Here is a 25,162-nt window from a genome sequence, read left to right as displayed (position 1 = left end):
TCAGCCGCCCGCCGACCCGGGGACGACCCGGGTCGGCGCGGCGGGATCGAGCGCCGCCTCCACCGCCACCTCCTCCACGCCGCGCAGCAGCCGTTCCGCCTGCTCCTCGGTGAAGCAGCCGAAGTCGAAGATGACCTGGAGGTGGACCGTCTCCGGCTGGTCCTCGACGGTGATGAAGACCTGCTCGGGCAGGTGGTCCAGCGGGCCGTCCCAGACCAGGAACGTCTCGTCGGCCCGGCGGCGGATCCGCTCGGCAGTCACCGGGTCGTCGTGCAGCCCGCCGTCGGCCGCCTGCCGGGTGGTCACCCGCCGGTCGTTGATCCGGCAGCTGATCCGGGCCGGGTACCCCCGTTCGGCGTCCAGCCGGTCCGAGACCTCGGCGAGCTGCGCCGGGTCGTAGTAGGCGTACTTCCCGGCGGAGACCGCGGCCCGGCGGGCGCGCGCCACCACCTCGTCCACAGTGGTGTCCGCGGTGTCGACGCGCAGCACGCCGTTCTGGCTGAGCGGGGCGATGGCCTCGGCGAAGCCCGGCCGGAACCGGTTGCCGACGATGAGCTTCGCGGTGAGCGGGCTGACGCCGGTGGCCCGGCCGATCGCGACCGCGATGACCGCGAGCAGCACGCGCGAGGTGTCCGTGCGGGTCCGCGCCGCGATGGCCCGCACCGCCAGGTACGCGGCAGGCGAGCTGAACCGGCCGTGCCAGTACCGGTGGCCCCGGCGCCCACCGGCCTTCGGCTCACCGAACGTCAGCGGCGGGACGTCCCGCAGATGCTCGGCCCAGTGGCGCACGGCCCGGTCACTGAGCCGGCGCAGCGGCGGCGTCTCCTCCCGCCGCCCCAGGTCGAGGATCTGCACGGTACGCGGGTCGGCGACCCGGCGGACCGGCCGGCCGGCCAGGCCGAGGTCGGCCAGGATCAGGGACGTGGCGGTGCCGTCCACCACGAGGTGGTCGATCGTCAGCACCCGGTGCACCAGCGCGCCGCGATGCCGGATCACCGCCATCCTCACCGACCAGTCCCGGTAGAGGTCGTAGTGGCTGAGCAGGCGGGCGTGGCCCAGGTCGTAGGCGAACGCGGCCACGTCGGCCGGGTCCGCGTCGTCGGGTACGTCCACCACGTCCAGGACCGTCTCGCCGCTCGCCGACACGACCTGGCACGGGCCGCCGTCGTCGCCGGCGCCGAGCCGCATCCGCAGCGCCGGGTGCCGGGCCATCAGCGCGGCGAACTCGGCCGCCACCTGCTCGATCGTGACACCCGCGGGCATCGGGTGGGCGCCGCTGACGTTGTGCGTCCAGCCGGTCTCCCGCATGTCCTGCATGATGGCCTTCTGCCCCCAGGTCAGGGGCGCGGTGCCGGCGCCCGGCCCGGCGAACGCCACGGGAACCTGGGCCTGGACCGTCTGCGCGAACACCCGCTCATCAGAGCAACGCGCATCGGTGTGTGTCAACGTGACGGCGCACGGTTACGCTGCCGTCCATGCGGGACGCCGTCCGGGTCTGGATCGTCCCGGTGGCGGTGCCGGCGGACGAGCTGGCCCGGTACCGGGCGGTGCTCGACGCGGACGAGCGGGACCGGGCCGCGCGGCTCGGCGCCGGGGCGCTGCGGGACCGGTTCACAGTGGCGCACGGCGCGCTGCGCGTCCTGGCCGGGCGGGCTGCCGGCGCGCCACCGGCGGCCCTGACCTGGCGCCGCGGCCGGTACGGCAAACCGGCGCTGACCGGCCCGTGGAGCGGCCTGCACACGAGCCTGTCGTACTCCGGCGACCTGGTGGCGGTCGCGCTCAGCGAGGGCCGCCCGGTCGGGGTGGACATCCAGCACGTCGCGCCGGGCGGTGACCCGGTGTCGGCGTCCGCGCGCTTCTTCGACCCGCGGGAGGCCCGGCACGTCGCCGCCGGACCGGACCCGGCCGGCCGGGCGCTGCGGTTCACCCGGCTGTGGGCGCGCAAGGAGGCGGCGGTCAAGGCGGCCGGGGGCCGGCTGTGGCCCAACCTCGCCGTGCCGGTGCACCGGGCCGACGTGGTCGAGTGCGTCGAGCCGGCCGGCCCGCACCGGCTCGCCGACCTGCGCACACCCGCCGGGTACGCGGTGGCGGTCGCGCTCGCCGGCGACCGGCGGTACGCCGTCGAGTGCCACACCGGCCTCGGTCACGATCGGTGACGATCGCCGTACCCGTTGACACCCGCCGATGTCCCCTGCTCTGATGACTCCATGCCGACGCGCATGATCGACTCGCGGGACGCCCGGTGCTAGAACACGACGCGCCGGCCGACGCGCCGCCCCGTGACCAGGTCGTCGACCGCCTGACCGTCCTGCTGACCCGCATGCTCCGGCCGGACGCGCCGGTCACCGAGCAGACCCAGCTGATGGACGACCTCGGCCTCAGCTCCTCGCTCGGCCTGGAGCTGCTGCTGTCGCTGGAGGACGAGCTGGAGATCCAGATCGACGTCGAGGAACTCGACGAGGATCGGATGGCCACGCTCGGCGACCTGGCCGACTACATCACCGCCAACTCCACCCCGCGCTGAGCAGGCCGAGACGTGGACCGGCCCGGCCTGAGCGTGGTGGTGCCCGCGCACGAGAACGGCTCCGCACTCGACGCGACGCTGCGGTCGCTGACCCGGCAGATGCTGCCGCCCGGCGACTTCGAGGTGATCGTCGGCGACGACGGCTCGGCCGTGGCGCTCGGCCCGGTGGTGGACGCCTACCGGGACCGGCTGCGGATCGACTACGTCCGCAGCGAGCGGAACCGCGGCCGCAGCGCCAACCGCAACGCGGCGGCAGCCCTGGCCCGCGCGGACACGCTGATGTTCCTCGACGCCGACACGGTGGCGCATCCCGGGCTGCTGGAGCGGCACCGCGACTTCCACGCCGGTCGTGCCGGCCGGCCCGGGGTGCTGCTCGGGCAGCGGTACGACCTGGACTGGGCCGGCGCGGACGCGCTGCGCCGGGGCGAACCGGTCGCCCCGGTGATGCTCGACGCCGAGCGTGGCGACCCGCGGCTGGAGGACATCGCCCTCCCGCAGCGGACGGACGACTTCCCGAGCGCGCCCTGGGTGCTGGGCCTGACCCACAACGCCTCGGTGGACCACGAGTCGTTCCGGCGGGTCGGCGGCTTCGACGAGGCGATGGTCAAGTGGGGCTTCGAGGACCTCGACTTCTTCTACCGGGTGTTCCACCTGCACGGCGCGCCGCCGGAGCTGTTCCGGCTGGACGTCGACGCGCTCTCCTACCACCTGCCGCACTTCCGCAAGACGTCGAACGGGCTCGCCTCGATGGACAACATGAAGTACCTGCTGCGCAAGCACCTGCGCTACGACGTCGAGGTGCTGTACGGGCTCAACACGTTCGGCCGGCACCTGGGCCGGATCCGGCTCTACGGCCAGGCCATCGAGGCGTATCGGGCCGGTGGGCTGGGCCGGCCGGACGTCCTGCCCGCGTCGCTGCGCGAGGAGCTGACGGCGAGCGCGGCGCTGATCGTCGGCAACGGCGTGTCCACGCTGGACCTGGGCGCCGGGTCGCACACGTTCGATCACGACGCGCCGGTCGGCGAGACGAACTCCCACCTGCTCGGCACCGTGCTCCAGCAGTTCAAGGCCGGCGCGCTGGACCTGATCGTCAACGTCGACATGTGGCGGTGCCTGCTGCCCGAGGACCTGCCCGCGTTCCTCACCCGGGGGCTGCTCAAGGCCGACCGGATCGAACTGGTCGCCACCCGGACCGGCCCGGACCAGCGCGCCCTGCTTCCGGTGCCGCTGGTCGCCGACCTCGACTACGTGGCCGACATGCTGCGCCCGCACTTCACCGTCGCCGTCGCCGCGTACGACACCGCCACGGTGATCACGCTCCGCTGAGGTACCCGGCCGGGCAGGGGGCCGCGCCGCTCAGGCGGGCCGGGCCAGGACGAGGCTGACGTTGTGCCCGCCGAAGCCGAACGAGTTGGACAGCACCGCGTCCACCGCCGTGGCGCGTGCCCGCCCGCGGATGTGGTCGACCTCGCCGTCGCGCTCCGGGTCGTCCAGATTGTGCGTGGGCGGCAGCAGGCCGCGACGCAGCGCCTCGACCGCGACGGCCGCCTCGATCACGCCGGAGACGCCGAGCATGTGCCCGGTCACGCCCTTGGTCGAACTCAGCGGCGGCGGGGCGGCGCCGTACACCTCGGCGAGCGCGGCCAGCTCGGCGGCGTCCCCGGCCCGGGTGCTGGTGCCGTGCGCGTTGACGTACCCGATGTCGCCAGGCACCAGCCCTGAGTCGCGGACGGCCATCCGCATGCACCGGGCCGCGCCCGCGCCGTCGGGGCGCGGCGTGGTCGGGTGGTGGGCGTCGTTCGTGGCACCCCAGCCGAGCACGTCGGCGTGCCGGTGGGCGCCGCGCGCGGCGGCGTGCTCGGCGCGTTCCAGGACGAACACCCCGGCGCCCTCGCCGAGGACGAGCCCGTTGCGGCGGCGGTCGAAGGGGCGGCTCGCGGCGGCCGGGTCGGCCCAGCCGCGGGCCAGCGCGCGGGCGTTGCCGAACGCGTCGGCGAACGTCGGGAACAGCGGCGCCTCGGCGCATCCGGCGAGCACCACGTCCGCCTCGCCGGCGCGCAGGATGCGCAGCGCCTCCCCGATCGACTGCGCCCCGGCCGCACACGCCGTGCCGATCGACGAGGTGTAGCCGTGGATGCCGAACTTGATCGCGATTCGGGCCGCGCCCATGTTCGGCAGCGTCCCGGGCAGCATGTACGGGCTGACCCCGAACCGGCCCCGCCCGGCGCGGGCGAGCACCTGTTCCTCCAGCGTGGACAGACCGCCGACGCCGGAGACGACGACCGCCACCCGGTACGGATCGACGTCCTGGCCGATCCGCAGTCCGGCGTCGGCGAGCGCGTCCTCGGCGGCACGCAGCACCATCACGATCGACCGGTCCACGACGCGTGACTCCGGGCCGGGCAGCACGCTCGCCGGGTCGATCGCCGGGGCGAACGCGGCGACGTCGACGACGCCGCGCAGCGGATGGCCGGCCGGGGGCCGGGTGAGCCCGGACCGGCCGTCGCAGACCGCGTCGAACACCTCGGCGGCGGTCGCGCCGACCGGGCTGACCAGTCCGATCCCGGTGACGGTGACCGGTTCGCGCACGCTCACCGGAACCGCTGCGCCGACGTGGGCGCCGGGACGCCGCGCGGCCGGGTGCCGTGCCCCGACATCGGTCAGTGCGCCGAGGCCGGTGCGATGCGTGCCGCCACCGTCCGGCTGAACTCGCCGACGGTCATCATGGCGAGATCCTCCGCCTCGTCGTCGTCGAAGGCGACCCCGAACCGGTCCTCCACACGTACCGCCAGCTCGGCCAGGCCGAGGGAGTCCACGTCGAGCCCGGCGGGACCGAAGACGGTGTCGTCGTCGACGTCGGAGACGTCGTACTTCATCTCGGTGAGTGCGGCGAGGAGGAACGCGCGGATCTCGTCGGTCATGCCCGGTGTTTCCCTTCCACGGTGTCCTGGCGGCGCACTCGACCTGCTCGACGGAACCTGTGAGGCGCGGAGCGGACACTCCGCGTAGCATCGACCTTACTCGATCGGATTGGTTTGGCAAGATATCCGGTCGGTCAGCCGTACCGGAAGCCGGTCGTACCCGCGCAGCATCAGCGCGCGGCGCGGCCCGGGTTCGGCGGCCAGCGCCGGGAAGCGGTCCAGCAGGCGGGGCAGGACCAGCCGTCCCTCGGTCCGGGCCAGCGTCGCCCCGAAGCAGTAGTGCGGCCCGGCGCTGAACGCCAGGTGCCGGTTGTCCGTGCGGGACGGGTCGAACCGGTCCGGGTCGGGGAAGCGGCGCGGATCCCGGTTCGCGGCACCGGTCAGCACCACCACCGTCCGGCCCGCCGCCACCGGCAGGCCGGCAACCTCGGTGTCCTCGGCGGCGTACCGGACCGCGAAGTGCACAGGCGGCTCGTACCGCAGGATCTCCTCGACGTACGACGCGGCCAGCGACGGATCGGCGCGCAGCGCGTCCCGGGCGTCCGGCCGCTCGGTGAGCAGCACCAGCCCGTTGCCGAGCAGGTTCGCGGTGGTCCGGAACCCGGCGTTGTACATGATGATCAGGTTGGCCAGCAGCTCGTCGGCGCTCAGCCGGCCGGGCTCGTCGTCCAGGCCGCGCAGCAGCGCCGAGACGAAGTCGTCGTGCGGCGCCGCCCGGCGCGCGGCGACCAGGTCGGTGAAGTACGCGGTCAGCTCCGCCGCCGCCACGTTGGCGGCCCGGACCTCGCGCATGGACCGGCGGCCGATCTCCAGCACCGCGTCGAACGCGCGGACCCGGGACGGGAACCACTCCCGGTCCGCCTCCGGCACGCCCAGCAGCTCGCCGATGACGTCACTGGGCAGCCGGAGCGCGAAGCGGGCCATGAAGTCGACCGGCCGGCCGTCCGCGCCCTCGGCGGCGAGCCCGTCGAGCAGGCCGTCGGCGATGCGCCCGATGGCCGGTTCCAGCGCGGCGACCCGGCGCGGGGTGAGGGCCTGGGAGAACAGGTGTCGGACCCGCAGGTGGTCGCCCTCGGCGGCGTTGAGCATCGACGACTGGAGGATCCGGATGACCTGGTGCTCGCGCCAGCGCACCCCGGCCCGGTCCAGGTAGTCGGCGCCGAGTACCCGGAAGACGGGGTCGCGCAGCACCCGGTTGACCGCGTCGTACCCGTGCACGACGAGCGCGTGCGGGTCGGCGGGCCGCAGCGCGACCGCCTCTCCCGCCTCGTGCAGCCGGGCGTAGAACGGGTACGGGTCGCGCCGTACCTCGTCGCCGAGCAGCTCGTCGAGGGAGATGGTCACGCGCATGGCCGCTCCTCGCCGACGCCCGCGAGCATGTCGGCGGTGGTGTGCGCCCGGATGCCGGGCGGCACCGGGTCGGCGAACCGGGCGACGACCGCCCGGACGTGGGCTTCGGCGGCCCCGGCCAGGCCGTCGTAGACGGCCGCGAACAGGTCCCGGGCCGCCCGGCGCGGCCATCCGGCGGGCAGCAGTTCCAGTGGCAGCCGCGGGTCGAGCGTGGGAAACCGCCGGTACGTGTCCATCACCTCGGTACGCGCCCGCACGGCGGCGGCGCCGTCGACGGAGCCGAGCCGCGACACCAGCGGCGTCCACCGCCGCAGGAACGCCTCATAGTGCCCGCTGATCGCGTCGACGTCCCAGGCGTCCACGGGGGCGCGCTGGCCGATCGCGTCCAGCGCGTCCTGCCGTCCCCGGAACACCGTGACCGCACCGAGGGCGAGCTGGGCCAGCCGGGCGCACGCGGGTCCGGCCAGCTCGTACGGCGAGATCCACAGCCCGTCGTAGAGCGGCGCGAAGCCGAGCCAGCGCAGCTGGCCGCGCAGGGCCCGGCGCTGCGTGCCGTGGTCCTGCGGCAGCGAGAAGGCGACGATCGTCCAGCATCCGTCCCACGCCTGCGTCTCGGCGGTGGAGGCGGTGATCCAGTTCCCGCCGGCGGACAGGTCGGCGGCGGCGGCGCGGCTGAGCCGGTAGAAGCTGTTGCGGCCCTGCCGGCTGCCCTCCAGCACACCGCGGCGGGCCAGCCGGCTGATCGCGGTACGCGCGCCGGCGCTGGTCACGCCGGCCTCGCCGAGCAGCGCGACGATCGCCGCGGACGGCAGCGCGGCGCGGGTACGCAGCGTGTAGTCGGTCAGGAGCGTCACCGCGACGCTCTGCGGCGAGGTGCCGGCCTGCCGCCGGGGCAGCCGCGGCGCCGGTCCCTCGTCCGGGTAGATCTCCTCGATGTCGAACGGGCTTGCCACACGCGCTCCGGGCTCGGCTCAGGGACGGTGCACCGACTGTAGACGAACGCCGCCGCAGCTCATCGGAGCATGTCGATTGACACTTCGCCGTCCGGCCGGAACACTATGTGCCACACGACGGAGCCGGGCCGGGCGAGCCACGTCAGTGGGTGAGGCGCGACACCGCGGCGGCCCGGGTCGCCGGCGCGGGGCGCATCCGCCCGACCCCGCCCGCACAGGGCGATCGAAGGAGTCTCCGTGAGAATCAGAGCCAAGATGGTGGTGGCCCTGGCCGCGTCGCTGGCGACGGCCGGCCTGGTGATCCCCGCCGTCCAACCCGCGTACGCGGCGTCGCTGACCGAGGTGACCAGCTTCGGCGACAACCCCGGCCGGATGCGCATGCACGTCTACGTCCCGGACGCCCGCCCGGCCCGTCCGGCCACTGTGGTGGCCATGCACGGCTGCGGCGGTTCCGGCCCCGGCTTCTACTCCGGCAGCGAGTTCGCCGGCCTGGCCGACCGGTACGGCTTCATCGTCATCTACCCCAGCGCGACCCAGCAGGCCGGCTTCGGCAACTGCTTCGACACCTGGTCCGACGCGGCCAAGCGGCGCGGCGGCGGCAGCGACCCGGTGTCGCTCATCTCGATGGTCCGCTACGTCCAGCAGCAGTACGGCGCAGACCCGGACCGGGTCTACGCCACCGGCAGCTCGTCCGGCGGCATGATGACCAACCACATGCTGGCGCTCTACCCGGACGTCTTCAAGGCCGGCGCGGCGTTCATGGGCGTGCCGTTCAACTGCTTCGCCGGCGCCGCCGACTATCCGCCCGGATCCAGCCAGTGCACCGGCGGGAACATGAACCGCACCCCGCAGCAGTGGGGTGACGCGGTCCGCCAGGCATACCCCGGCTACACCGGTCCCCGTCCCCGGGTGCAGTTGTGGCACGGCACCAACGACACGCTGGTGCCGTACTCGCTGCTCCAGGAGACGATCGAGCAGTGGACGAACGTGTTCGGCCTCAGCCAGACGCCCACGTCCACCGACACGCCGCAGTCCGGCTGGAACCGGCGGCGCTACGCCGACGGCACCGGCACCGTGCAGGTCGAGGCGTACAGCATCCAGGGCGCCGGGCACAGCCTGCCCTCGGCCGGCATGGCCGCGGCCGCGGTGGCGTTCTTCGGCCTGACCACCACGCCGAGCCCGACCACGCCCCCGCCGGGCCCGACCACGCCTCCGCCCGGCCCGACCACACCTCCGCCCGGCCCGACCACGCCCCCGCCCGGCACCGGCGCCTGCTCGGTGAGCATCGAGCTGAACGCCTGGAACAACGGGCTGACCGAGAACATCACCATCAGCAACACCGGTTCGGCCGCGGTGAACGGCTGGTCGCTGACGTTCACGCTGCCCGGCGGCCAGACCATCACCTCGGGCTGGAACGCCTCCTACTCCCCCGCCTCGGGTCAGGTGACCGCGCGCAACCTCGCGTACAACGCGGTCATCCCGGCTCGCGGCTCGACCACCATCGGCTTCCAGGCCACGCACACCGGCAACACCGCCCGGCCCGGCTCGTTCAGCCTCAACGGCGCACCCTGCACACTCGCCTGACCGGCACCGCACACTCCGGCGTTCTTCCCACGGCGCCGGGGACGGCCCCGCGACCCGAGAGGTCGCGGGGCCGTTTCACGCGTACGCCACGCCCACCTCGGCATAACGTTGAACCGAATGGTTCAGTGTCGTACGGTGAACCTCGTGGTTCAGCAAGAGACGCTCGACCGGGTTTTCGCCAGCCTGGCCGACCCCACCCGACGCGACATCCTGATCCGGCTCGGCGCGGGCCCGGCCACCATCAGCGAGCTCACCGAGCCCACCGGGATGAGCCTCACCGGCATGCGCAAGCACGTCCGGGCGCTGGAGGACGCGGGCCTCGTGGTGACGCGCAAGGTCGGCCGGTCCCGGCAGTGCCGGCTCAGCGAGGCGCCGCTGGACTCGGCCATGGCCTGGATCGCCTTCTACCGACGTCTCTGGGCCCGTCGCCTCGACGGCCTCGACGCCTACCTCACACTCACCACGGAGGACCGCGACCATGACGCTCCACATGCGAGTGACACGACACCTTCCGGGCACCCCTGACGAGGCGTTCGACGCCTACACTGACGCCGGCAAACAGAAGATCTGGTTCGGCATCCTCGACGAGCAGCCCGGCATCGTGGAGATCGACGTCGACCTGCGGGTCGGCGGGAAGCAGACCGCCGTCTGGGGCCCCTCCCCCGACATGCTGTTCCGCGAGACGCAGACGTTCCTGGAGATCGACCGCCCGCACCGGCTGGTCACCGAGTCGACTGGTACCGGCCCGGACGGCACGACCATGACCACGCGCATCGAGGTCACCTTCGAGGCGAAGGACGGCGGCACGCTGATGACCGTGGTGCAGAGCGGCTTCCCGACCCCGCAGCTGCGCGACTTCTTCGTCGGCGAGGTCTGGACCGGGGCGTTCGCCCGCATCGAGGCGTACCTGATCCGAGAGCACGCAGAGGAGACCTCCCGTGGCTGACCTGTCCCGCACCGCCGTCGTCGCGCTCGCCACCGCCGTCGCGGTGGTCGTCAACCTGATCGTGTACGCGATCGGCCGGGCGGCCGGCGGCAGCTTCCTGTTCACCGCCGACGGCCGGCGGGTCGAGGTCGACGCGGTGACCGTCGCGGGCTTCAGCGCGCTGCCGCTGGCGCTCGGGCTCACCGCCGTCGCCCTGCTGGCGTCCCGGTTCGCCTGGGTGGTCCGGGCGGCGCTGATCATCGGCCCGGCGCTCGCGGTGCTCACGATCGCCACCATGACGCTGCCCGCGGACCTGGACACCACCAGCAAGATCACGCTCGCGGTGTGCCACCTCACGCTCGCCCCGATCATCGTCGTCGCGGTGACCGCCCTCGGCCGGCGCGCGCGCCGCGCCACCGCGGGCCCGGTCGCCGCCTGACGCCGGGCACGGGGCGCCGCCCGCGGGACCGGCCCGCGCCGTCACGGAGTGTGGTCGGGTAGACAGCCGCCGCCGGCCCTTTTTGCCGACACCGTGTTGTTAACATGACGACATGGTGTCGACAAGTTTGAGAGGTGGCGGCTGATGTTCCTGGCCATTCGTGAGCTGGGGTTCGCGCGGCTGCGATTCGCCCTGATGGGGGCCGTGATCGCGCTGATCTCGGTGCTGATGGTGATGCTGTCCGGCCTGTCCGTCGGGCTGGTCCGTGACGGTGTCTCCGGCCTGCAGAACCTGCCGGTCACCTCGTTCGCCTTCGCCCACGGCGTGCAGCACGACTCGGCGTTCTCGCGCAGCGTGGTGGACGCCTCGGCGGTGGACACCTGGCGCGACCAGCCGGGCGTGGCCGAGGCGACCCCGTTCGGCAACACGCTCGTCAACGGGCGGACCGACGGTGGCACCGAGGTCGACCTCGCGCTGTTCGGCGTCGAGACCGGCTCGTTCCTGTCACCCGCCGTCAGCGAGGGCGACCGGCTCGGCCCGGCGGACGGGATCGTGGTGAGCCCCACCGCCATCGACGCGGGCCTGCGCGTCGGCGACACCGTGACTGTGGACCGGCTGGGCACGCGGCTGCGCGTCGTCGGCGTCACCGAGCAGCAGGACACGTTCGGCCACGTCGACGTGGCGTACGTGCCGCTGGCGACGTGGCAGGCGGTCAAGTCCGGCACCCCGGCCGGCGCGCAGGTGCCGGCGCAGGCGACCCAGGAGATCACCGCCGTCGCGGTCCGCGCGGCCGGCGGCGGCTCGGTGGACCTGGCCGCGGGCGACAAGGCCGCGGGCACGGAGAGCCTGACGCTCGACGAGTCGTACGGCGCCTCGCCCGGCTACACCGCCGAGACGACCACGCTCCAGTTGATCCAGGGCTTCCTCTACGCCATCTCGGCGCTCGTGGCCGGCGCGTTCTTCGCGGTCTGGGCGATCCAGCGCAAGCAGGAGGTCGCCGTGCTGCGGGCGCTGGGCGCCTCGACCGGCTGGGTGCTGCGCGACGCGCTCACCCAGGCACTGATCCTGCTGGCCCTCGCCATCGCCGTCGGCATGGGGATCGGCCTCGGCCTCGGCGCGCTGATCTCCGGCGGCAACGTTCCGTTCGCGCTGCACCCGCAGAGCATCGCCGCCGCCGCGGCCGGCCTGCTCGTGCTCGGCCTGGTCGGCGCGGCAGCCGCCGTCGTCCGCCTCACCTCCATCGACCCGGCGACCGCCCTGGGAGGCAACCGATGAGCAGCCGGACCACACCGTCCCTCTCGACGCCGGGCACCGCTGGAGCCGGCCTCGGCCTGGTCATGCGCGGCGTCCACCTGCGGCACGGCGACGGCGCGGAGACCGTGCACGCGCTGGACGACGTCGACCTGACCGTCGCGCCCGGTGAGCTGGCCGCGATCGTCGGACCGTCCGGCGCGGGCAAGTCCAGCCTGCTCGCCGTGGCCGGCGGGCTGGCCCGCCCCGATCAGGGCACCGTCACGGTGGCCGGGCACGACATGACCGTGTCCAGCCGCCGGGCGCGCACCGAGCTGCGCCGCCGGCACGTGGGGTTCGTGTTCCAGTCGGGCAACCTGCTGCCCGCGCTGACCGCCGCCGACCAGCTGCGCCTGCCGCTGCGGCTGGGCGGGCGACGGGAACGGTCCGGACGCGACCCGCTGGAGATGCTCGCGCACGTCGGCCTGGCCGGTAAGGCCGACCGCCGGCCGCACCAGCTCTCCGGCGGCGAGCGCCAGCGCGTCGGCATCGCCCGGGCGCTGATGACCGAGCCGTCGGTGCTGCTGGTGGACGAGCCGACGGCGGCGCTGGACCGGGCCCGCAGCCACGACATCGTCCAGCTGCTCGCCCAGGAGGCGCGGGAGCGCTCGGTGGCCGTCGTGATGGTCACTCACGATCACGACGTGCTGCAATACTGTGACACCATCTACGAGATGATCGACGGCAAGCTCGCCACGAGCAGCTGACCGCGACGAGCAGGGAGCGACGCGGACCGGACACGGGCGGCGGGAGACACGGGGAGGTCGCTGTGCCGAAGATCCAAGCCTCTACCGTCGCGGAACACCGGGCCGCGCAGCGGGCGGCGTTGCTCGACGCCGCCCGCGCCCTGCTCTCCGAGCACCCGGAGCAGATTCCGAGCCTGGCCGACGTGGCCCGGCACGCCGGGCTGGCCCGCTCCAGCGCGTACTCGTACTTCAAGTCCCGCACCGACATGTTCGACGTGCTGGTCGCCGACACGTTCCCCCGGTGGTCGGCCTTCGTCGAGAAGCAGATGGCCGAGGCCCGCACGCCGGGGGCGAGGATCCTGGCGTACGTCGAGGCCAACCTGCAACTGGTTGCCCGGGGCGACCACGCGCTGGCCCGGGCACTGGCGTCGGCGGGCAACAGCGAGGTGCTGGCGACATCCAGCCGGCTGCTGCACGACAGCCTCGAGGCGCCGTTGCGCGCCGCGCTCACCGAACACGGGGCGAGCGACCCGGACCGGATGGCGGAGCTCGTCCAGTCGGTCGTCTACGCCCTGAGCCGCATGATCGAGAACGGTCTCGGCCTTCCGGCGGCCAGGGGCCTCGCCCGCGAGCTGCTCACGCCGTACCTGCGCCCGGACGCCGGCTGACCACCCGCCCCTGAGATCCGGCTCGGCGCGACGGCGTCCGGGCACCACCACACCTGCTGAACAACGTCGGCCCGGGTCGTCGCCGGCAGCCGCACCACGCGTGCGCGCACGGGCGACGACCCGGGCCGACGCATGTCCGGACCCGGCACTCGGGGACGCGCCGGCGCTGCCGGCGGGCGTCCGCCGACGCGGGCCGGAGCGGCCGTCCAAACGATCGGCACGGGCCTCCGACCGGCGATGGGCGGCCGGCACTGTCGTCCGAGCAGGGGGAACCGAACGATCGACCGCCGCATCGACGGTCGTCATCGGTCAGCGTTCCGCCTAGTGGAACAGCAGCTCAGAGGCGGTACGGGGAACTAAGTTACTGATCAGTAGCCCGTTGACGGCATGTGAACCCGGCCCTACCGTTCCACTCAATCGAACGGCGTACGGTTCATCCGAACGCTCTCGGCCTCGCCGAGTGCGGCCCGAAACAGGAAGTCCGAGGCATGCCTGACGACAAGCTTCTCGCTCTTCTCTCCCCCACCCGGCTCGGGCGTCTCACACTGCGGAACCGGGTCTTCGTCCCCGGCCACACCACCAACTTCGGACTGAACAATGTGCCCACCCGCCGCCACGTCGCGTACCACGCGGAGCGGGCGCGCGGCGGCGCCGGCCTGATCATCACCGAGGCGATCCGTGTGCACCCCACGAGCGCGGGCCGCAGCATCAGCCTCGGCAGCTTCGACGACTCGTCGATCCCGGCGTACGCGGCGGTGACCGAGGCCGTGCACGAGCACGGGGCCCGCATGTTCGCCCAGATCATGCACGCCGGACGGCAGGCCAACGGCGACGCGACGCGTACCGCCGCCTGGTCCTCGTCGCCGGTGCCGTGGGCGGCCGGCTCGCACGTGCCGCACGCGATGGGACGCCGGGACATCGCGGTCGTCGTCGAGGCGTTCGCCGCCGCCGCGCGACGGATGCGCGAGGCCGGCTTCGACGGCCTGGAGGTGCACGCCGGCCACGGCCACCTGCTCCAGCAGTTCCTCTCGCCGCACACGAACACCCGCGACGACGCGTACGGCGGCAGCCTCGACAACCGGATGCGCCTGACCCGCGAGGTGCTGACCGCGGTTCTCGCCGCCGCACCCGAACTGCCCGTCGGGCTGCGCGTCAGCGCCGACGAGTTCCTGCCCGGCGGCCTCGACCCGGCCGCGGTGCTGGAGATCGTCGGGAAGCTGCGCGCCGAGTTCCCCCTCGCCTACGTGCACGTGAGCCACTCCGCCTACCACGGCAGCTGGTCGCTCGCGACGCAGATGGCGGACATGAGCTTCGGTCACGCCCCGTTCCGGCACCACGCGGCGCTGTTCAAGCAGGAGTTCCCGGACCTGCCGGTGCTCGCGGTGTGCCGGCTGGACAGCCTGCCGGAGGCGGCCGAACTCGTCGCCGCCGGCGAGGCCGACCTGGTCGGCCTGGCCCGCCCGCACATCGCCGACCCGCACCTGGTCCGCAAGGCCGAGCAGGGCCGCCAGCACGAGGTACGCGCCTGCCTGGCCTGCAACCAGGGCTGCATCGGCCGGCTGGAGACCAGCCTGCCCATCTCCTGCGTGGTGAACCCGGAGGTCGGCGCCGAGCGGGAGTGGGCCGACGCCTGGCCGGAGCTGCCCGGACCGTCCGGCGCGCGGGACGTCCTGGTCGTCGGCGGCGGTCCGGCCGGCCTGGAGGCGGCGCTCTCCGCGCACCGGGCCGGGCACCGGGTGACAGTTGTCGAGGCACGCGACCGGCTCGGCGGGCAGGTCGAGGTGGCCGCGCGCGTACCCGGCCGGGAGCGGCTCGGGCTGCTCACCCGCGACCTGGCCCGCGACGTGGCTGCCGCCGGCATCCCGGTCCGGCTCGGCCACCGCGCCGGCGTCGAGGACGTGCTGTCCGGCGGCTACCAGGACGTCGTCCTCGCCACCGGCTCCCGGCCCGCCCGCCGCGACCTGCCCGGCGGCCCGCCGGTGGTCGACATCTGGCAGGCCGTCGACCACCTGGCCGACCCCGGCTACCGGCCGGACGGCGCCGTCGTCGTGCTCGACGACGAGGGCACCTGGTCGGCGGCGTCGGTGGCGGAGGCGTTCGCCCGGCGGGGCGCCCGCGTCCACCTCGTCTCCCCCACCGCCACGGTGAGCGCCAAGATCACCACGTACTCCCGGCTGGCGCTGCTCAAGCGCTTCGCGGACCTGGGGATCGCGGTCCACCCGATGCGGACCGCCCGTGCGGCGGGCGCCGGCGCGGTGGCGCTCGGCGGCCCGCTCGCCGGCGGCGAGACGATCGTCGAAGGCGTCACCACAGTCGTCGACGGCGGCTCGGCGCAGGCCGCGGACGAGTTGTACCGGCAGCTCGACGCGCTGCCCGACGGCCCCCGCGTCCACGTCGTCGGCGACGCGAACGCTCCCCGCAGCGCCTTCGAGGCCGTCTACGAGGGACGCATGGCCGGCGCGTTCCTCGGCGCCTTCGACACCGCGGCCGCCGAACGCGTGCGGTACGCCCACTGACCCGTCCACCCCGGTCGCGGTGCACCGCGGGCCGGACCTCCCCCACCTGTAGAGGAGACAAGGCATGTTCGATGTCGAGGAGCGCCTCACCCTGGATGAGCGTTCCGCCGTGGACTTCGTCCTCGGCCTGCGCAAGCGCTGGGCGGACACCGTCTACCCGGCGCTGCGCGAGGAGTACGGCGCCACCGGGGCGTCGGCCACCACCGTCGCCGACGCCGGTCAGGTGCTGCGCGGTCTCCCGCTCTACCCGTGGTTCAGCCACCTGGAGCGGGTGCAGCAGAAGATGCTGTGGAAGGTCGCCGGCGACGCGGTGCTCAGCCGCCGCGAGGAGCTGACCGGCCAGCTCACCTCGCTGCCCGAGCAGCCGAAGGGCTCGCTGGAGCTGAACCCCGACCTGGAACTGCCCGACTGGTACACCGACTACGACATCCACATCCAGCCCGGCAGCTTCTTCTCCGACGACATGTCGGCCTACGTGTACGAGTTCGGCGCGCGCATCGTCATGCTGCGCGACAACGACGGCTACAAGTTCCACACGCTGTTCGCCCAGACCGCGCTGCCCGAGCTGCCCGCGGCGACCCGGATCGTCGACATCGGGTGCGGTTTCGGCAAGAGCACCCGCCCACTGCCCGCCAAGTACCCGACCGCGCAGGTGATCGGCGTGGACCTGGCCGCGCCCGGTCTGCGCCTGGCCCACGCCGAGGCCGAGGCGACCGGAGTCGCGATCGACTACCGGCAGGCCGACGGCCGGGCCACCGGCATCGAGGCGGACAGCTGCGACGTGGTCACCGGCACGATGGTGCTGCACGAGATGCCCGCCACCGCGATCCGGGAGACGATCGTGGAGGCCGCGCGCCTGCTCAAGCCGGGCGGCTCGCTGCGCTTCCTGGAGTTCATGCTCACCGGCGACCCGCTGCGCGACGCCACCGTCTACGAGCACGCCGAGCGCAACAACGAGCCGTTCTTCCACGACCTGTTCGGCTCCGACCTGATCGAGGTCTGCACCGAGGCCGGTCTGACCGACGTGTCGTGGACCCCGTTCGACGAGCGCCGCAACGGCGTCCAGCCGCAGGGCTGGGGCGACCGTCCCGAGTGGCACTTCCCCTGGGCCGTACTGGCCGCGACCAAGCCGGAGGCGTGATGAGCACCGAGTTCGACTACTTCGGGGACCCCAAGGTCGGCAAGCTGCTCGACCTGGTGCTGCAGCTCTCCACCGAGCTGCACGTGACCCGCCAGCGGGTACGCGTCGTCGAGGCGCTGCTGACCCGCTCCGGCGCGCTCACCGCGGGCGCCGTCGACGGGTTCGTCTCCACCGAGGAGGAGCAGAAGGTCCTCGACCGCGAGCGGGACGAGCTGCTGGCCCGCCTCATGCGCATCCTCACCGAGCACGGCCCCGCGGAGCACCCGCTGCGGGACCAGTGGGAGGCGGCGCTGAGCGAGAAGACCGGCTGATGAGCACACCGGACGCGCCCGGCCTGATCGACAGCTACCTGCAGCTGTGCGAGGACCGCGAACTCGACGAAGCGGGGCGCTTTCTCGCGGAGCGGGCGCGGTTGGTCTTCCCGGGCGGCCGGGAGTACTCGTCGCTGCGGGAGATGGCGGCCGCGTCGACCGGAACCTACCGGTGGGTGCGCAAGCACCGGGACCGCTACCTGGTGGGTGAGGCCGACGGGCGGGTCACCGTGACCTCGCTCGGGCGGCTGTACGGGGAATGGCTCGACGGCACTCCGTTCGAGGACATCCGTTACGCGGACGTCTTCGTGCTCGACGGCGGACTGATCGTCGAGCAGCACGTCTACAACGATCTGGCACTGGTCGCGCAGCAGCGCGACGCCTGACGGACAACGGTCGCGCAGCAGCGCGACGCCTGATTCCCCCACCTCCGCCGCTCCGGCGGCGGAGGTGGTCTCCCCCGACTCATGACGAGGTGTGTGCATATGAAACGAAAGTGGGCTCTGCTCCCGGCGGCGCTGGCCGCCGCGCTGGTCCTGTCCGCGTGCGGCGGCGGCTCCGACGACGACGGCGCCGGCGGCGAGGGCAAGGAGGCGAAGCTGACCATGGCCATCGCCTCGGCCGTGATCGGCCCGAAGGAGGAGGTGGCCGTCTACGCGGTCGCCAAGGAACTCGGCTACTTCGCCGAGGAGAAGCTGACCGTCGAGACGATCAACGCCGACGGCTCGGTCGCCGCCCTCCAGGCGGTCGCGTCCGGCAGCGGCGACATCACCCCCGCCGACGCCGGCTCGGCGCTCGGCGCGGCGGAGAAGAACGTGCCGATCAAGGCGATCGGCGGCCTGGTGCAGAACTGGCCGTGGGTGATGGCTGTGAAGCCGGACTCCCCGCTCACCGGTGGCGCTGACCTGCGCGGCAAGAAGATCGGCGTGATCAGCCTGGCCTCCGGCTCGGCCCCGTACGCCCGCGCCTACGTCAAGGCCGCCGGCCTGGACCCGACCAAGGACGTCGAGCTTCTGCCGGTGGGCGTGGGCGCGCAGGCCGCCGCCGCGCTCAACGACGGCAAGGTCGACATGCTGGCGCTCTACACCCAGGCGTACGCGGTCATCGAGAACGCCGGCACCGAGCTGAAGTACCTGACCAACCCGGACGTGTTCTCCGGCATCCGGTCGCTGACCTTCAGCGTCGGCGCCCGTGACTTCGACGCCAAGAAGGACTCGTACGAGCGGTTCCTGCGCGCGGCGTACAAGGCGATGCTCTTCTCGGCGAAGAACCCCGAGGCCGCCATGAAGATCGGCTACAAGGTCTTCCCGCAGATCCTCGCCGGCAAGTCCGCCGACGAGCGCCTCAAGGCGGACACCGAGAGCCTGACCGCCTGGCTGAAGACGGCCACCCCGGCCAGCGGCGACCCGGAGCAGTTCGGCGACTGGGGCGCGATCAGCGACGAGGAGTGGGCGAAGACCCAGGCGTACACCAAGGAGGCCGGGCAGATCACCGGCGAGGTCGACCTCAAGAAGCTGTGGGATCCGAGCCTGCTCTCCGGCGCCAACAACTTCGACAAGGCCGCGGTGCTGAGCAAGGCCGCGAACTACACCGCCTAGGCAGCGGACAGCGGAAGGGATTTCGATGGCCATCAAGGCGACGGCCCGCCGGGCGCAGACGCAGGCTCCGGCATCGGTGTCGGAAGACTCCTGGATCGAGATCGACGGGCTGGACAAGGAGTACCGGCCCCGGAAGTCGGCACCGACCCAGGCGTTGAGCGACATCAACCTGACGGTACGTCGCGGCGAGTTCATCTCGGTCGTGGGACCGTCCGGGTGCGGCAAGACCACTTTGCTGAAGATCCTCGCCGGGCTCAGCCCGAAGACCGGCGGCGCGGTACGGATCGCCGGGCGGGACGTGACGAAGCCCCTTCCCGAGGTCGGGATGGTGTTCCAGGCACCGACGCTGCTGCCGTGGCGCACCATCTTCGACAACGTGATGGTGCCGGCGGAGATCCAGCGACTGGATCCCCGCCGGCACCGGGAACGCGCGCAGCAGTTGCTCGAGATGGTCGGTCTCAACGGCTTCGAGCAGAAGTACCCGCACGAGCTCAGCGGCGGCATGCAGCAGCGGGCCGGCATCTGCCGGGCGCTGGTGCACGACCCGGCGGTACTGCTGATGGACGAGCCGTTCGGCGCGCTCGACGCGATGACCCGCGAGTACATGAACGTGGAGCTGCTGCGCATCTGGCAGGAGAGCAACCAGACGATCGTCCTGGTCACGCACTCCATCCCGGAGGCGGTCTTCCTCTCCGACCGGGTGGTCGTGCTCAGCCCCCGGCCGGGCCGCATCGCGGAGGTCATGGACATCGACCTGGAGCGGCCGCGTGACCTCGGCGTCATGTCGTCCGACCGGGCCGGGGTCTACGTGGAGCGGATCCGCCGACACTTCAACGCCGCCGGCGTTATCGACTGACGAGGGACAGCCATGGCAACAAGCAACCTGGTCCGCGAGCCGGCCCAGCCACCGGCGCCGTCCGCCCGGCCCGCCAAGCCCGCCCGGCGCAAGTTCGACCTCCGCGAGAAGCCCCAGCTCTGGCTGGTCCCGACGGTCTTCGTCGTGGTCGTCCTGGCCTGGGAGTACGGCGTCCAGCTCATCGGCGTCGACGAGTACGTCCTGCCGCTGCCGTCGAGCGTGGTCGAGTCGCTGTGGCAGCAGCTCGGCGACGACCAGTTCTGGGGTCACTTCTGGGTGACCACCCAGGAGGCGCTGCTCGGGTTCGTGATCGGTGTCGGGGCCGCGCTGCTGCTCGGCACGTTCATCTCCCAGATCAAGATCGTCGAAGCCACCCTGATGCCGTACATCGTGGCCTTCCAGACCGTCCCGAAGGTCGCCCTGGCCCCGCTGTTCGTGGTCTGGTTCGGTTTCGGCCTGACCAGCAAGGTGGTCATGGCCGCGGTGATCTCGTTCTTCCCGATGCTCGTCAACGTCATCGAGGGCCTGCGGGCGGCCGACGCCGACAAGATCCAGATGCTGACGGTGTTCGGCGCGAGCAAGACCCAGATCTTCCGGATGGTCCGGCTGCCCAGCGCGCTGCCGTTCATCTTCGCCGGCCTGGACATCGGCATCGTCTTCGCCATCCTCGGCGCGGTCGTGGGCGAGTTCATCGGCGCCAAGGAGGGCCTGGGCTATCTGCTGCTCCAGACCAACTACAACTTCGACATCGCCGGCATGTTCGCCGTCCTGGTGGTGCTGTCGGTGATGGGTCTGGTGGCGCACTTCGTGATCCGGCTGCTGCAGAAGCGGCTGGCCTTCTGGGCCGAGGACACGAAGGTGATCGGCGCGTGACGACAGCTGACGGGACCGTCGTCACGCGTGCGGAGCACCGGCCGGGCGTGGTTCACGCCCGCCCGGCCGGTGGCCGGACCGGAAAGGCAGGACACGAGACATGAACACCGACCCGAACCGGTTCGACGGACGGGTGGCAGTGGTGACCGGGGCGGCCCGCGGCATCGGCGCCCGGATCGCCACGACGCTGGCACAGCGCGGCGCGACGGTGGCGCAGGCCGACCTGCTCGACGACTGGGCGGAGGCCGAGCTGACCGGCGGCGCGCACACCCGGCACCGGGTGGACGTCCGGTCGGCCGCCTCCTGCACGCAGCTGGTGGCCGAGGTCCTGGACGCCCACGGCCGCCTGGACCTGCTCGTCAACAACGCCGGGATCGTCCGGCGCGGACCGGCGGCCACGATGTCCGAGGAGGACTTCACCACCGTCCTGGACGTCAACCTGACCGGCACGTTCCGGATGAGCCAGGCCGCGTACCCGGCGCTGCGGCGCAGCGGCGGCGCGGTGGTGAACATCGGCTCCACGAACGGGCACGTCGCGGTGCTGAACACGCTCGGGTACTGCGTCAGCAAGGCCGGCGTGATGCACATGGCACGCGTGCTGGCGCTGGAGTGGGCGCCGGACCGGATCCGGGTCAACGCCGTCGGACCCACCATCGTGCCCACCGACATGACCTCCGACGTCCGCGGCGACGAGGCGTACCTGGCCGACAAGATGGCGTCGATCCCGCTGGGCCGGATGGCGCAGCCGCAGGACGTCGCCAACGCGGTCGCCTACCTGCTCAGTGACGCCGCCGCCATGACCACCGGGCAGACGATCTTCGTCGACGGCGGCGTCACCATCCACTGACTTCCCCCCTCCCCGACCCCTTCTGTGAGGACCACCATGCCCAAACCGGATACCGCGGCCGCGCTTGCGGCCGTCGACGCGCACTTCGACGAGTTCGTCGAGGAGCTCCAGCAGCTGTGCCGCATCCGCAGCCGCCGCCAGGAGCCGGAGCAGATGGAGGCCACCGCCGAGTTCATCGCCGGGTCGGTCCGCCGCTGGGGCGGCGAAGCCGAGATCATCCCGTGGGAGCAGTCGTACCCGTACGTGCTGGCCGAGGTGCCGGGCGAGGGTGACAAGGCGCTGCTGCACTTCACCCACTACGACGTGGAGGTCGAGCCGGCCGGTGACGACGCCGTCTGGATCAGCCCGCCGTACGCGGCGGAGATCCACGACGGCCGGCTGTACGCCCGGGGCGTGGCCGACGACAAGGGCGTCGTCATGTCCCGCATCCACGCGGCGGCGGCCTGGAAGCTGGCCGGGCTGACCCCGCCGGTGACCAACCGGATCATCTTCGAGGGCAAGAAGTGGCTGCACAGCCCGGGTCTGGGCTCGTTCGTCGAGGCGCACGCCGACCGGCTCGCCAGCGACGCGGCGCTGTGGGAGAACTCCTGGCTCGACGGCGAGGACCGGCTGCTGCTCAAGCTCGCCGAGAAGGGCGTGCTCTACCTGCGCCTCACCGCGCAGACCCTGCCGCGCGACCTCACCAGCCAGAACACCGCGCTGCTGCCGGCTGCCACGGCCCGGCTGGCCGCCGCCCTGGCGCAGTTGCAGCGGCCCGACGGCACCGTGACGATCCCCGGTTTCGCCGACGACGCCCGGCCGCCGACCGACGAGGAGCGGGCGCTGCTGGAGAAGGTGGCGTTCGACGGGGACTTCCTGCGCAAGCGGGCCCAGGTCGACCGGTTCACCGGTGACCTGGACGACCAGGGCGCCGCGGTCGCCATCCGTACCGTGCCGACGCTCACCGTCGCCGGTTTCGCCGGCGGCGACATGCGCGACGACGTGACGCTCGGCATCCCGTCGACCGCCTCGGCGAAGCTGGAGATCCGGCTGGTGCCGGGCCAGGACCCGGACCGGGTGCTCGGCTGCATCCGCGACCACCTGGCCGCGACCGGCTTCGGTGACCTGCGCATCGAGGTGATGGCGACCAGCCGGCCCAACCTCACCGACCACCGCGACCCGTTCGTCGCGCTGGTCGCCGACGCGGCCCGCCGGGTGTACGGGACCGAGCCGGTGATCGAGCCGTACACGCAGTGGATCGGCAACCAGGGCGTGATCGCCGACCGGCCGATCGTCGGCGTCGGCGTGTCCCGCGCCGACTCCGGTGTGGACGGCCCGAACGAGAACATCCGGCTGGACGACTACAAGGCCGGCATCAAGCACGTCATCGAGGTCATGGCGGCGCTGGCGGTGGCCGAGTGACCCGGGCCCGCGGCGTGGCCCGCCGCGCCTACGTCGACGTGCCGTGGGGTCAGGTGCACTACCGGCACGGCGGCGACGCCGACGCCCCGGTGCTGCTGATCCTGCACCAGTCCCCGCTCTCCTCGGCCACCTACGACGCGGTGATCGAGCCGCTGGCCCGCCGCGGCCTGCGGGTGATCGCCCCGGACACGCCGGGCTTCGGCATGTCCGACGCGCCGCCGCGCCCGTGGTCCATCCCGGAGTACGCGGCCGGGGTGTGGCAGTTCGCCGACGCCCTCGGGCTGTCCCGGGTACACCTGCTCGGGCAGCACACCGGCGCGATCGTCGGCGCGGAGGCGCTGATGTCGGCGCCGGAGCGGGTGCACCGGCTGATTCTCCAGGGCATCCCGCTCTACGACGAGCAGGAGCGGGCGGAGAAGAAGCGGTCGTACGCGCCCGGCTACGTGCCGGCGCGCGACGGCGGGCACCTGAAGGTGATCTGGGACCGGGTGTACGGCCTGTACCCGCGCCTGACCCCGGAGGAGGCGGACCGGCAGGTCACCGAGTACCTGCTGACCGGACCGGACTACGCGACCGCGTACCGGGCGGTGTTCGACCACCACGTCGACACCGCCGCCCTGGACGCCCTGCCCATCGTGCTGCTGCACGGCGCCGACGACCTGCTGGACCGGATGACGCCGCAGGTGCGGGCCGCGCTGCCCGGCGCCGAGCTGGTCACCATCCCCGGCGGCACCGACTTCGTGGCCGACGAGCAGCCGGAGGCGTTCGCCGACGCGGTCGCCGCGCGGGTGCACGCCGACCTCGGACGGGAGGTGGCGGCATGAGCGCCGGCACCCCGGTGACCGAGGCGAAGGTCGTACCGGCGAACACTGTCTACACCGCCACAGTCGAGGTCTCCGGCGGCCGCGGCGGCAGCGCCCGGTCGCTGACCGGGTCGCTGCGGGTCGACCTGACCCGTCCCGCCCAGCGGGGTCCGGACGCGCCCGGCACCGACCCGGAGGAGCTGTTCGCGGCCGGCTACGCGGCCTGCTTCGACAGCGCGCTCGCGGTCGCCGCCCGGCAAGCCGGCGTGCGGCCCGGTCCGACGACCGTCACCGCCTCGGTCTCCCTCGGGCAGACCGAGGACGGCCGGTACGCGATCGCCGTGGTGCTGGACGTGTCCGCGCCGCAGTGCCCGCAGGCCGACCTGGAGCGCGCAGTGGAGCTGGCCGACCGGATGTGTCCCTACTCGAACGCCCTGCGGGGCAACACCGCGGTGGCGATCCGGGTCGATGGCCACCGCTGACCTGACCCGGCCCGCAGCGGTCCGCCACCCGGCGGATCCGCAGCGGCCCGCCGGCCCGATGGCCCTGGCCGTCGGGCTCGGCGCGGTCTACCTGATCTGGGGCTCGACCTACCTGGGCAACCGGGTGGCCCTGGACAGCATCCCGCCGCTGGTCGCCACCTCGGCCCGGTTCCTGGCCGCCGCGCTGCTGCTGTTCGCGGTGGCGGCGCTGCGCCGGGGACCGGCCGGGCTGCTGCTGCCCCGGCGGCAGTGGGGCGGGGTGGGCGCCAGCGGGCTGCTGATGGTCGGTGCGGGCAGCGCGCTGCTCGCCCTGGGCCAGCAGTACGTGCCGACCGGGCTGACGTCGCTGGTGGTGGCCGGCATGCCGCTGTGGGTGCTGGTGTTGCGGCTGGTGGTCGGTCCACGGCCGTCGGCGCTCGCGGCGGTGGGCGTACTGGGCGGGGTGGCCGGGCTGGCGCTGCTGTTCTCGGTGCCGACGAAGGGATGGCACCTCGGCGGGATGCTGCTGCTGGTGGTCTCCACGATGGTCTGGGCGCTGGGCTCGACGCTGTCGCAGCGGCTGCACATGCCGGCCGACCATCTGGTCGGCACCGGCTGGCAGATGCTCGTCGGCGGCGTCGCGGTGGCGGTGGCGAGCGTGGTCAGCGGTGAGCTGGGACGGTTCGACCCGGCCGGCGTGACCGGCCGGTCCTGGCTGGCGTGGACCTACCTGATGCTGGTGTGCACAGTGGTCGGCTTCAGCGTCTACACGTGGTTGCTGCGCAACGCGCCGATCCAGCTCGCGTCCACCTACGCGTACGTCAACCCGGTGGTGGCGGTCCTGCTCGGCATGATGGTGCTGGATGAATCGTTGTCCGGACGACAGGTGCTCGCCGGTGCCGTGGTGCTCGCCTCGGTGGCGCTCGTCATCGCGCGGGAGCGACCCCGGCAGGCCGACGGCCTCCCGCCCGGGAAGACCCCCGTCGCACCCGCCTGACGCCCGGCGACCCCACGC

At 73.0% G+C, this 25,162-nt stretch carries 27 protein-coding genes; 22 read left to right on the top strand and 5 right to left on the bottom strand.

What is annotated here, in order from left to right; translation table 11 throughout:
- Complete coding sequence (locus FB455_RS12230) at window positions 1-1,410, bottom strand: condensation domain-containing protein (protein WP_013476411.1); 1,410 nt, start codon at window positions 1,408-1,410, stop codon at window positions 1-3.
- Window positions 1,411-1,475: 65 nt separating this feature from the next.
- On the opposite strand from FB455_RS12230, the gene FB455_RS12225 reads away from it, so the two are divergent.
- The 3 genes from FB455_RS12225 to FB455_RS12215 all read left to right on the top strand — a co-directional run bounded on the left by FB455_RS12225 (window position 1,476) and on the right by FB455_RS12215 (window position 3,850).
- Window positions 1,476-2,156, top strand: a complete 681-nt coding sequence (locus tag FB455_RS12225; RefSeq protein WP_145753411.1) for a 4'-phosphopantetheinyl transferase family protein — start codon at window positions 1,476-1,478, stop codon at window positions 2,154-2,156.
- 86 nt (window positions 2,157-2,242) lie between these two features.
- Window positions 2,243-2,524, top strand: coding sequence for a phosphopantetheine-binding protein (locus tag FB455_RS12220; RefSeq protein ID WP_030268419.1), 282 nt, complete (start codon window positions 2,243-2,245; stop codon window positions 2,522-2,524).
- Window positions 2,525-2,536: 12 nt separating this feature from the next.
- Entirely contained in the window at window positions 2,537-3,850 is a 1,314-nt protein-coding gene (locus FB455_RS12215; RefSeq protein ID WP_145753409.1) for a glycosyltransferase, read from the top strand.
- A gap of 30 nt (window positions 3,851-3,880) precedes the next feature.
- On the opposite strand, the gene FB455_RS12210 is transcribed toward FB455_RS12215, so the two are convergent.
- The 4 genes from FB455_RS12210 to FB455_RS12195 form a co-directional block, all read right to left on the bottom strand.
- The gene (locus tag FB455_RS12210; RefSeq protein WP_013286875.1) at window positions 3,881-5,119 is read right to left on the bottom strand and encodes a beta-ketoacyl-[acyl-carrier-protein] synthase family protein; all 1,239 of its coding nucleotides are present in this window, start codon (window positions 5,117-5,119) and stop codon (window positions 3,881-3,883) included.
- A gap of 65 nt (window positions 5,120-5,184) precedes the next feature.
- Window positions 5,185-5,445, bottom strand: coding sequence for an acyl carrier protein (locus tag FB455_RS12205; protein WP_013286876.1), 261 nt, complete (start codon window positions 5,443-5,445; stop codon window positions 5,185-5,187).
- Between the two features lie 96 nt (window positions 5,446-5,541).
- Window positions 5,542-6,795: a cytochrome P450 gene (locus FB455_RS12200; protein ID WP_071094546.1), complete on the bottom strand. Its 1,254-nt coding sequence runs from the start codon at window positions 6,793-6,795 to the stop codon at window positions 5,542-5,544.
- A complete protein-coding gene (locus tag FB455_RS12195; protein WP_013286878.1) occupies window positions 6,786-7,748 on the bottom strand; it encodes a PaaX family transcriptional regulator in 963 nt (320 codons plus the stop codon). The genes FB455_RS12200 and FB455_RS12195 overlap by 10 nt, the downstream gene beginning before the upstream one ends.
- A gap of 237 nt (window positions 7,749-7,985) precedes the next feature.
- Here FB455_RS12195 and FB455_RS12190 point away from each other — a divergent pair, with 237 nt between their 5' ends.
- From FB455_RS12190 to FB455_RS12100, 19 genes are all read left to right on the top strand, one after another.
- Complete coding sequence (locus FB455_RS12190; protein ID WP_071094545.1) at window positions 7,986-9,332, top strand: extracellular catalytic domain type 1 short-chain-length polyhydroxyalkanoate depolymerase; 1,347 nt, start codon at window positions 7,986-7,988, stop codon at window positions 9,330-9,332.
- 144 nt (window positions 9,333-9,476) lie between these two features.
- Window positions 9,477-9,857, top strand: coding sequence for an ArsR/SmtB family transcription factor (locus FB455_RS12185; RefSeq protein ID WP_174361719.1), 381 nt, complete (start codon window positions 9,477-9,479; stop codon window positions 9,855-9,857).
- Entirely contained in the window at window positions 9,811-10,278 is a 468-nt protein-coding gene (locus FB455_RS12180; protein WP_013286881.1) for an SRPBCC family protein, read from the top strand. The genes FB455_RS12185 and FB455_RS12180 overlap by 47 nt, the downstream gene beginning before the upstream one ends.
- Window positions 10,271-10,696 (top strand): DUF6069 family protein, encoded by a 426-nt coding sequence (locus FB455_RS12175; RefSeq protein ID WP_013286882.1) that lies wholly within the window; start codon window positions 10,271-10,273, stop codon window positions 10,694-10,696. Before FB455_RS12180 ends, FB455_RS12175 begins: the two co-directional genes overlap by 8 nt.
- Before the next feature lie 144 nt (window positions 10,697-10,840).
- The gene (locus FB455_RS12170) at window positions 10,841-11,971 is read left to right on the top strand and encodes an ABC transporter permease (protein ID WP_013286883.1); all 1,131 of its coding nucleotides are present in this window, start codon (window positions 10,841-10,843) and stop codon (window positions 11,969-11,971) included.
- Window positions 11,968-12,693 carry an ABC transporter ATP-binding protein gene (locus FB455_RS12165; RefSeq protein WP_013286884.1) on the top strand — a complete coding sequence of 242 codons (726 nt, stop codon included), beginning with the start codon at window positions 11,968-11,970 and terminating at the stop codon, window positions 12,691-12,693. Before FB455_RS12170 ends, FB455_RS12165 begins: the two co-directional genes overlap by 4 nt.
- Window positions 12,694-12,755: 62 nt before the next feature.
- Window positions 12,756-13,340 (top strand): TetR/AcrR family transcriptional regulator, encoded by a 585-nt coding sequence (locus FB455_RS12160; protein ID WP_013286885.1) that lies wholly within the window; start codon window positions 12,756-12,758, stop codon window positions 13,338-13,340.
- Between the two features lie 488 nt (window positions 13,341-13,828).
- Window positions 13,829-15,856, top strand: coding sequence for an oxidoreductase (locus FB455_RS12155; RefSeq protein WP_013286886.1), 2,028 nt, complete (start codon window positions 13,829-13,831; stop codon window positions 15,854-15,856).
- 64 nt (window positions 15,857-15,920) lie between these two features.
- Entirely contained in the window at window positions 15,921-16,997 is a 1,077-nt protein-coding gene (locus tag FB455_RS12150) for a class I SAM-dependent methyltransferase (RefSeq protein WP_013286887.1), read from the top strand.
- On the top strand, window positions 16,997-17,308 hold the full coding sequence (locus FB455_RS12145; RefSeq protein WP_013286888.1) for a hypothetical protein: 312 nt from the start codon (window positions 16,997-16,999) through the stop codon (window positions 17,306-17,308). Before FB455_RS12150 ends, FB455_RS12145 begins: the two co-directional genes overlap by 1 nt.
- A complete protein-coding gene (locus tag FB455_RS12140) occupies window positions 17,308-17,694 on the top strand; it encodes a nuclear transport factor 2 family protein (RefSeq protein WP_013286889.1) in 387 nt (128 codons plus the stop codon). Before FB455_RS12145 ends, FB455_RS12140 begins: the two co-directional genes overlap by 1 nt.
- Window positions 17,695-17,793: 99 nt before the next feature.
- Window positions 17,794-18,906, top strand: coding sequence for an ABC transporter substrate-binding protein (locus FB455_RS12135; RefSeq protein ID WP_013286890.1), 1,113 nt, complete (start codon window positions 17,794-17,796; stop codon window positions 18,904-18,906).
- A 25-nt stretch (window positions 18,907-18,931) separates the two neighbouring features.
- Window positions 18,932-19,762 (top strand): ABC transporter ATP-binding protein, encoded by an 831-nt coding sequence (locus FB455_RS12130; protein ID WP_013286891.1) that lies wholly within the window; start codon window positions 18,932-18,934, stop codon window positions 19,760-19,762.
- Between the two features lie 12 nt (window positions 19,763-19,774).
- Window positions 19,775-20,635, top strand: a complete 861-nt coding sequence (locus tag FB455_RS12125; protein WP_030268404.1) for an ABC transporter permease — start codon at window positions 19,775-19,777, stop codon at window positions 20,633-20,635.
- A 100-nt stretch (window positions 20,636-20,735) separates the two neighbouring features.
- On the top strand, window positions 20,736-21,482 hold the full coding sequence (locus FB455_RS12120) for an SDR family NAD(P)-dependent oxidoreductase (protein ID WP_013286893.1): 747 nt from the start codon (window positions 20,736-20,738) through the stop codon (window positions 21,480-21,482).
- 36 nt (window positions 21,483-21,518) lie between these two features.
- Window positions 21,519-22,883 carry a M20/M25/M40 family metallo-hydrolase gene (locus FB455_RS12115; protein ID WP_013286894.1) on the top strand — a complete coding sequence of 455 codons (1,365 nt, stop codon included), beginning with the start codon at window positions 21,519-21,521 and terminating at the stop codon, window positions 22,881-22,883.
- On the top strand, window positions 22,880-23,707 hold the full coding sequence (locus FB455_RS12110) for an alpha/beta fold hydrolase (RefSeq protein WP_013286895.1): 828 nt from the start codon (window positions 22,880-22,882) through the stop codon (window positions 23,705-23,707). The genes FB455_RS12115 and FB455_RS12110 overlap by 4 nt, the downstream gene beginning before the upstream one ends.
- The gene (locus FB455_RS12105) at window positions 23,704-24,168 is read left to right on the top strand and encodes an Ohr family peroxiredoxin (RefSeq protein ID WP_047892865.1); all 465 of its coding nucleotides are present in this window, start codon (window positions 23,704-23,706) and stop codon (window positions 24,166-24,168) included. The genes FB455_RS12110 and FB455_RS12105 overlap by 4 nt, the downstream gene beginning before the upstream one ends.
- Window positions 24,155-25,144 (top strand): EamA family transporter, encoded by a 990-nt coding sequence (locus tag FB455_RS12100; protein WP_091327054.1) that lies wholly within the window; start codon window positions 24,155-24,157, stop codon window positions 25,142-25,144. The genes FB455_RS12105 and FB455_RS12100 overlap by 14 nt, the downstream gene beginning before the upstream one ends.
- Window positions 25,145-25,162 lie beyond the last annotated feature (18 nt).

The sequence above is a fragment of the Micromonospora sp. CNZ296 genome (assembly GCF_007827635.1).
This window is presented reverse-complemented; position numbering and strand designations above follow the sequence as displayed.

Excerpts from the sequence above, each read along its gene's own strand:
- FB455_RS12225 (WP_145753411.1), top strand. The coding sequence starts at position 1,476 with ATGCGGGACGCCGTCCGGGTCTGGATCGTCCCGGTGGCGGTGCCGGCG.
- FB455_RS12205 (WP_013286876.1), bottom strand. The coding sequence starts at position 5,445 with ATGACCGACGAGATCCGCGCGTTCCTCCTCGCCGCACTCACCGAGATG.
- FB455_RS12200 (WP_071094546.1), bottom strand. The coding sequence starts at position 6,795 with ATGCGCGTGACCATCTCCCTCGACGAGCTGCTCGGCGACGAGGTACGG.
- FB455_RS12180 (WP_013286881.1), top strand. The coding sequence starts at position 9,811 with ATGACGCTCCACATGCGAGTGACACGACACCTTCCGGGCACCCCTGAC.
- FB455_RS12170 (WP_013286883.1), top strand. The coding sequence starts at position 10,841 with ATGTTCCTGGCCATTCGTGAGCTGGGGTTCGCGCGGCTGCGATTCGCC.
- FB455_RS12165 (WP_013286884.1), top strand. The coding sequence starts at position 11,968 with ATGAGCAGCCGGACCACACCGTCCCTCTCGACGCCGGGCACCGCTGGA.
- FB455_RS12155 (WP_013286886.1), top strand. The coding sequence starts at position 13,829 with ATGCCTGACGACAAGCTTCTCGCTCTTCTCTCCCCCACCCGGCTCGGG.
- FB455_RS12150 (WP_013286887.1), top strand. The coding sequence starts at position 15,921 with ATGTTCGATGTCGAGGAGCGCCTCACCCTGGATGAGCGTTCCGCCGTG.
- FB455_RS12145 (WP_013286888.1), top strand. The coding sequence starts at position 16,997 with ATGAGCACCGAGTTCGACTACTTCGGGGACCCCAAGGTCGGCAAGCTG.
- FB455_RS12140 (WP_013286889.1), top strand. The coding sequence starts at position 17,308 with ATGAGCACACCGGACGCGCCCGGCCTGATCGACAGCTACCTGCAGCTG.
- FB455_RS12135 (WP_013286890.1), top strand. The coding sequence starts at position 17,794 with ATGAAACGAAAGTGGGCTCTGCTCCCGGCGGCGCTGGCCGCCGCGCTG.
- FB455_RS12130 (WP_013286891.1), top strand. The coding sequence starts at position 18,932 with ATGGCCATCAAGGCGACGGCCCGCCGGGCGCAGACGCAGGCTCCGGCA.
- FB455_RS12125 (WP_030268404.1), top strand. The coding sequence starts at position 19,775 with ATGGCAACAAGCAACCTGGTCCGCGAGCCGGCCCAGCCACCGGCGCCG.
- FB455_RS12120 (WP_013286893.1), top strand. The coding sequence starts at position 20,736 with ATGAACACCGACCCGAACCGGTTCGACGGACGGGTGGCAGTGGTGACC.
- FB455_RS12115 (WP_013286894.1), top strand. The coding sequence starts at position 21,519 with ATGCCCAAACCGGATACCGCGGCCGCGCTTGCGGCCGTCGACGCGCAC.
- FB455_RS12105 (WP_047892865.1), top strand. The coding sequence starts at position 23,704 with ATGAGCGCCGGCACCCCGGTGACCGAGGCGAAGGTCGTACCGGCGAAC.
- FB455_RS12100 (WP_091327054.1), top strand. The coding sequence starts at position 24,155 with ATGGCCACCGCTGACCTGACCCGGCCCGCAGCGGTCCGCCACCCGGCG.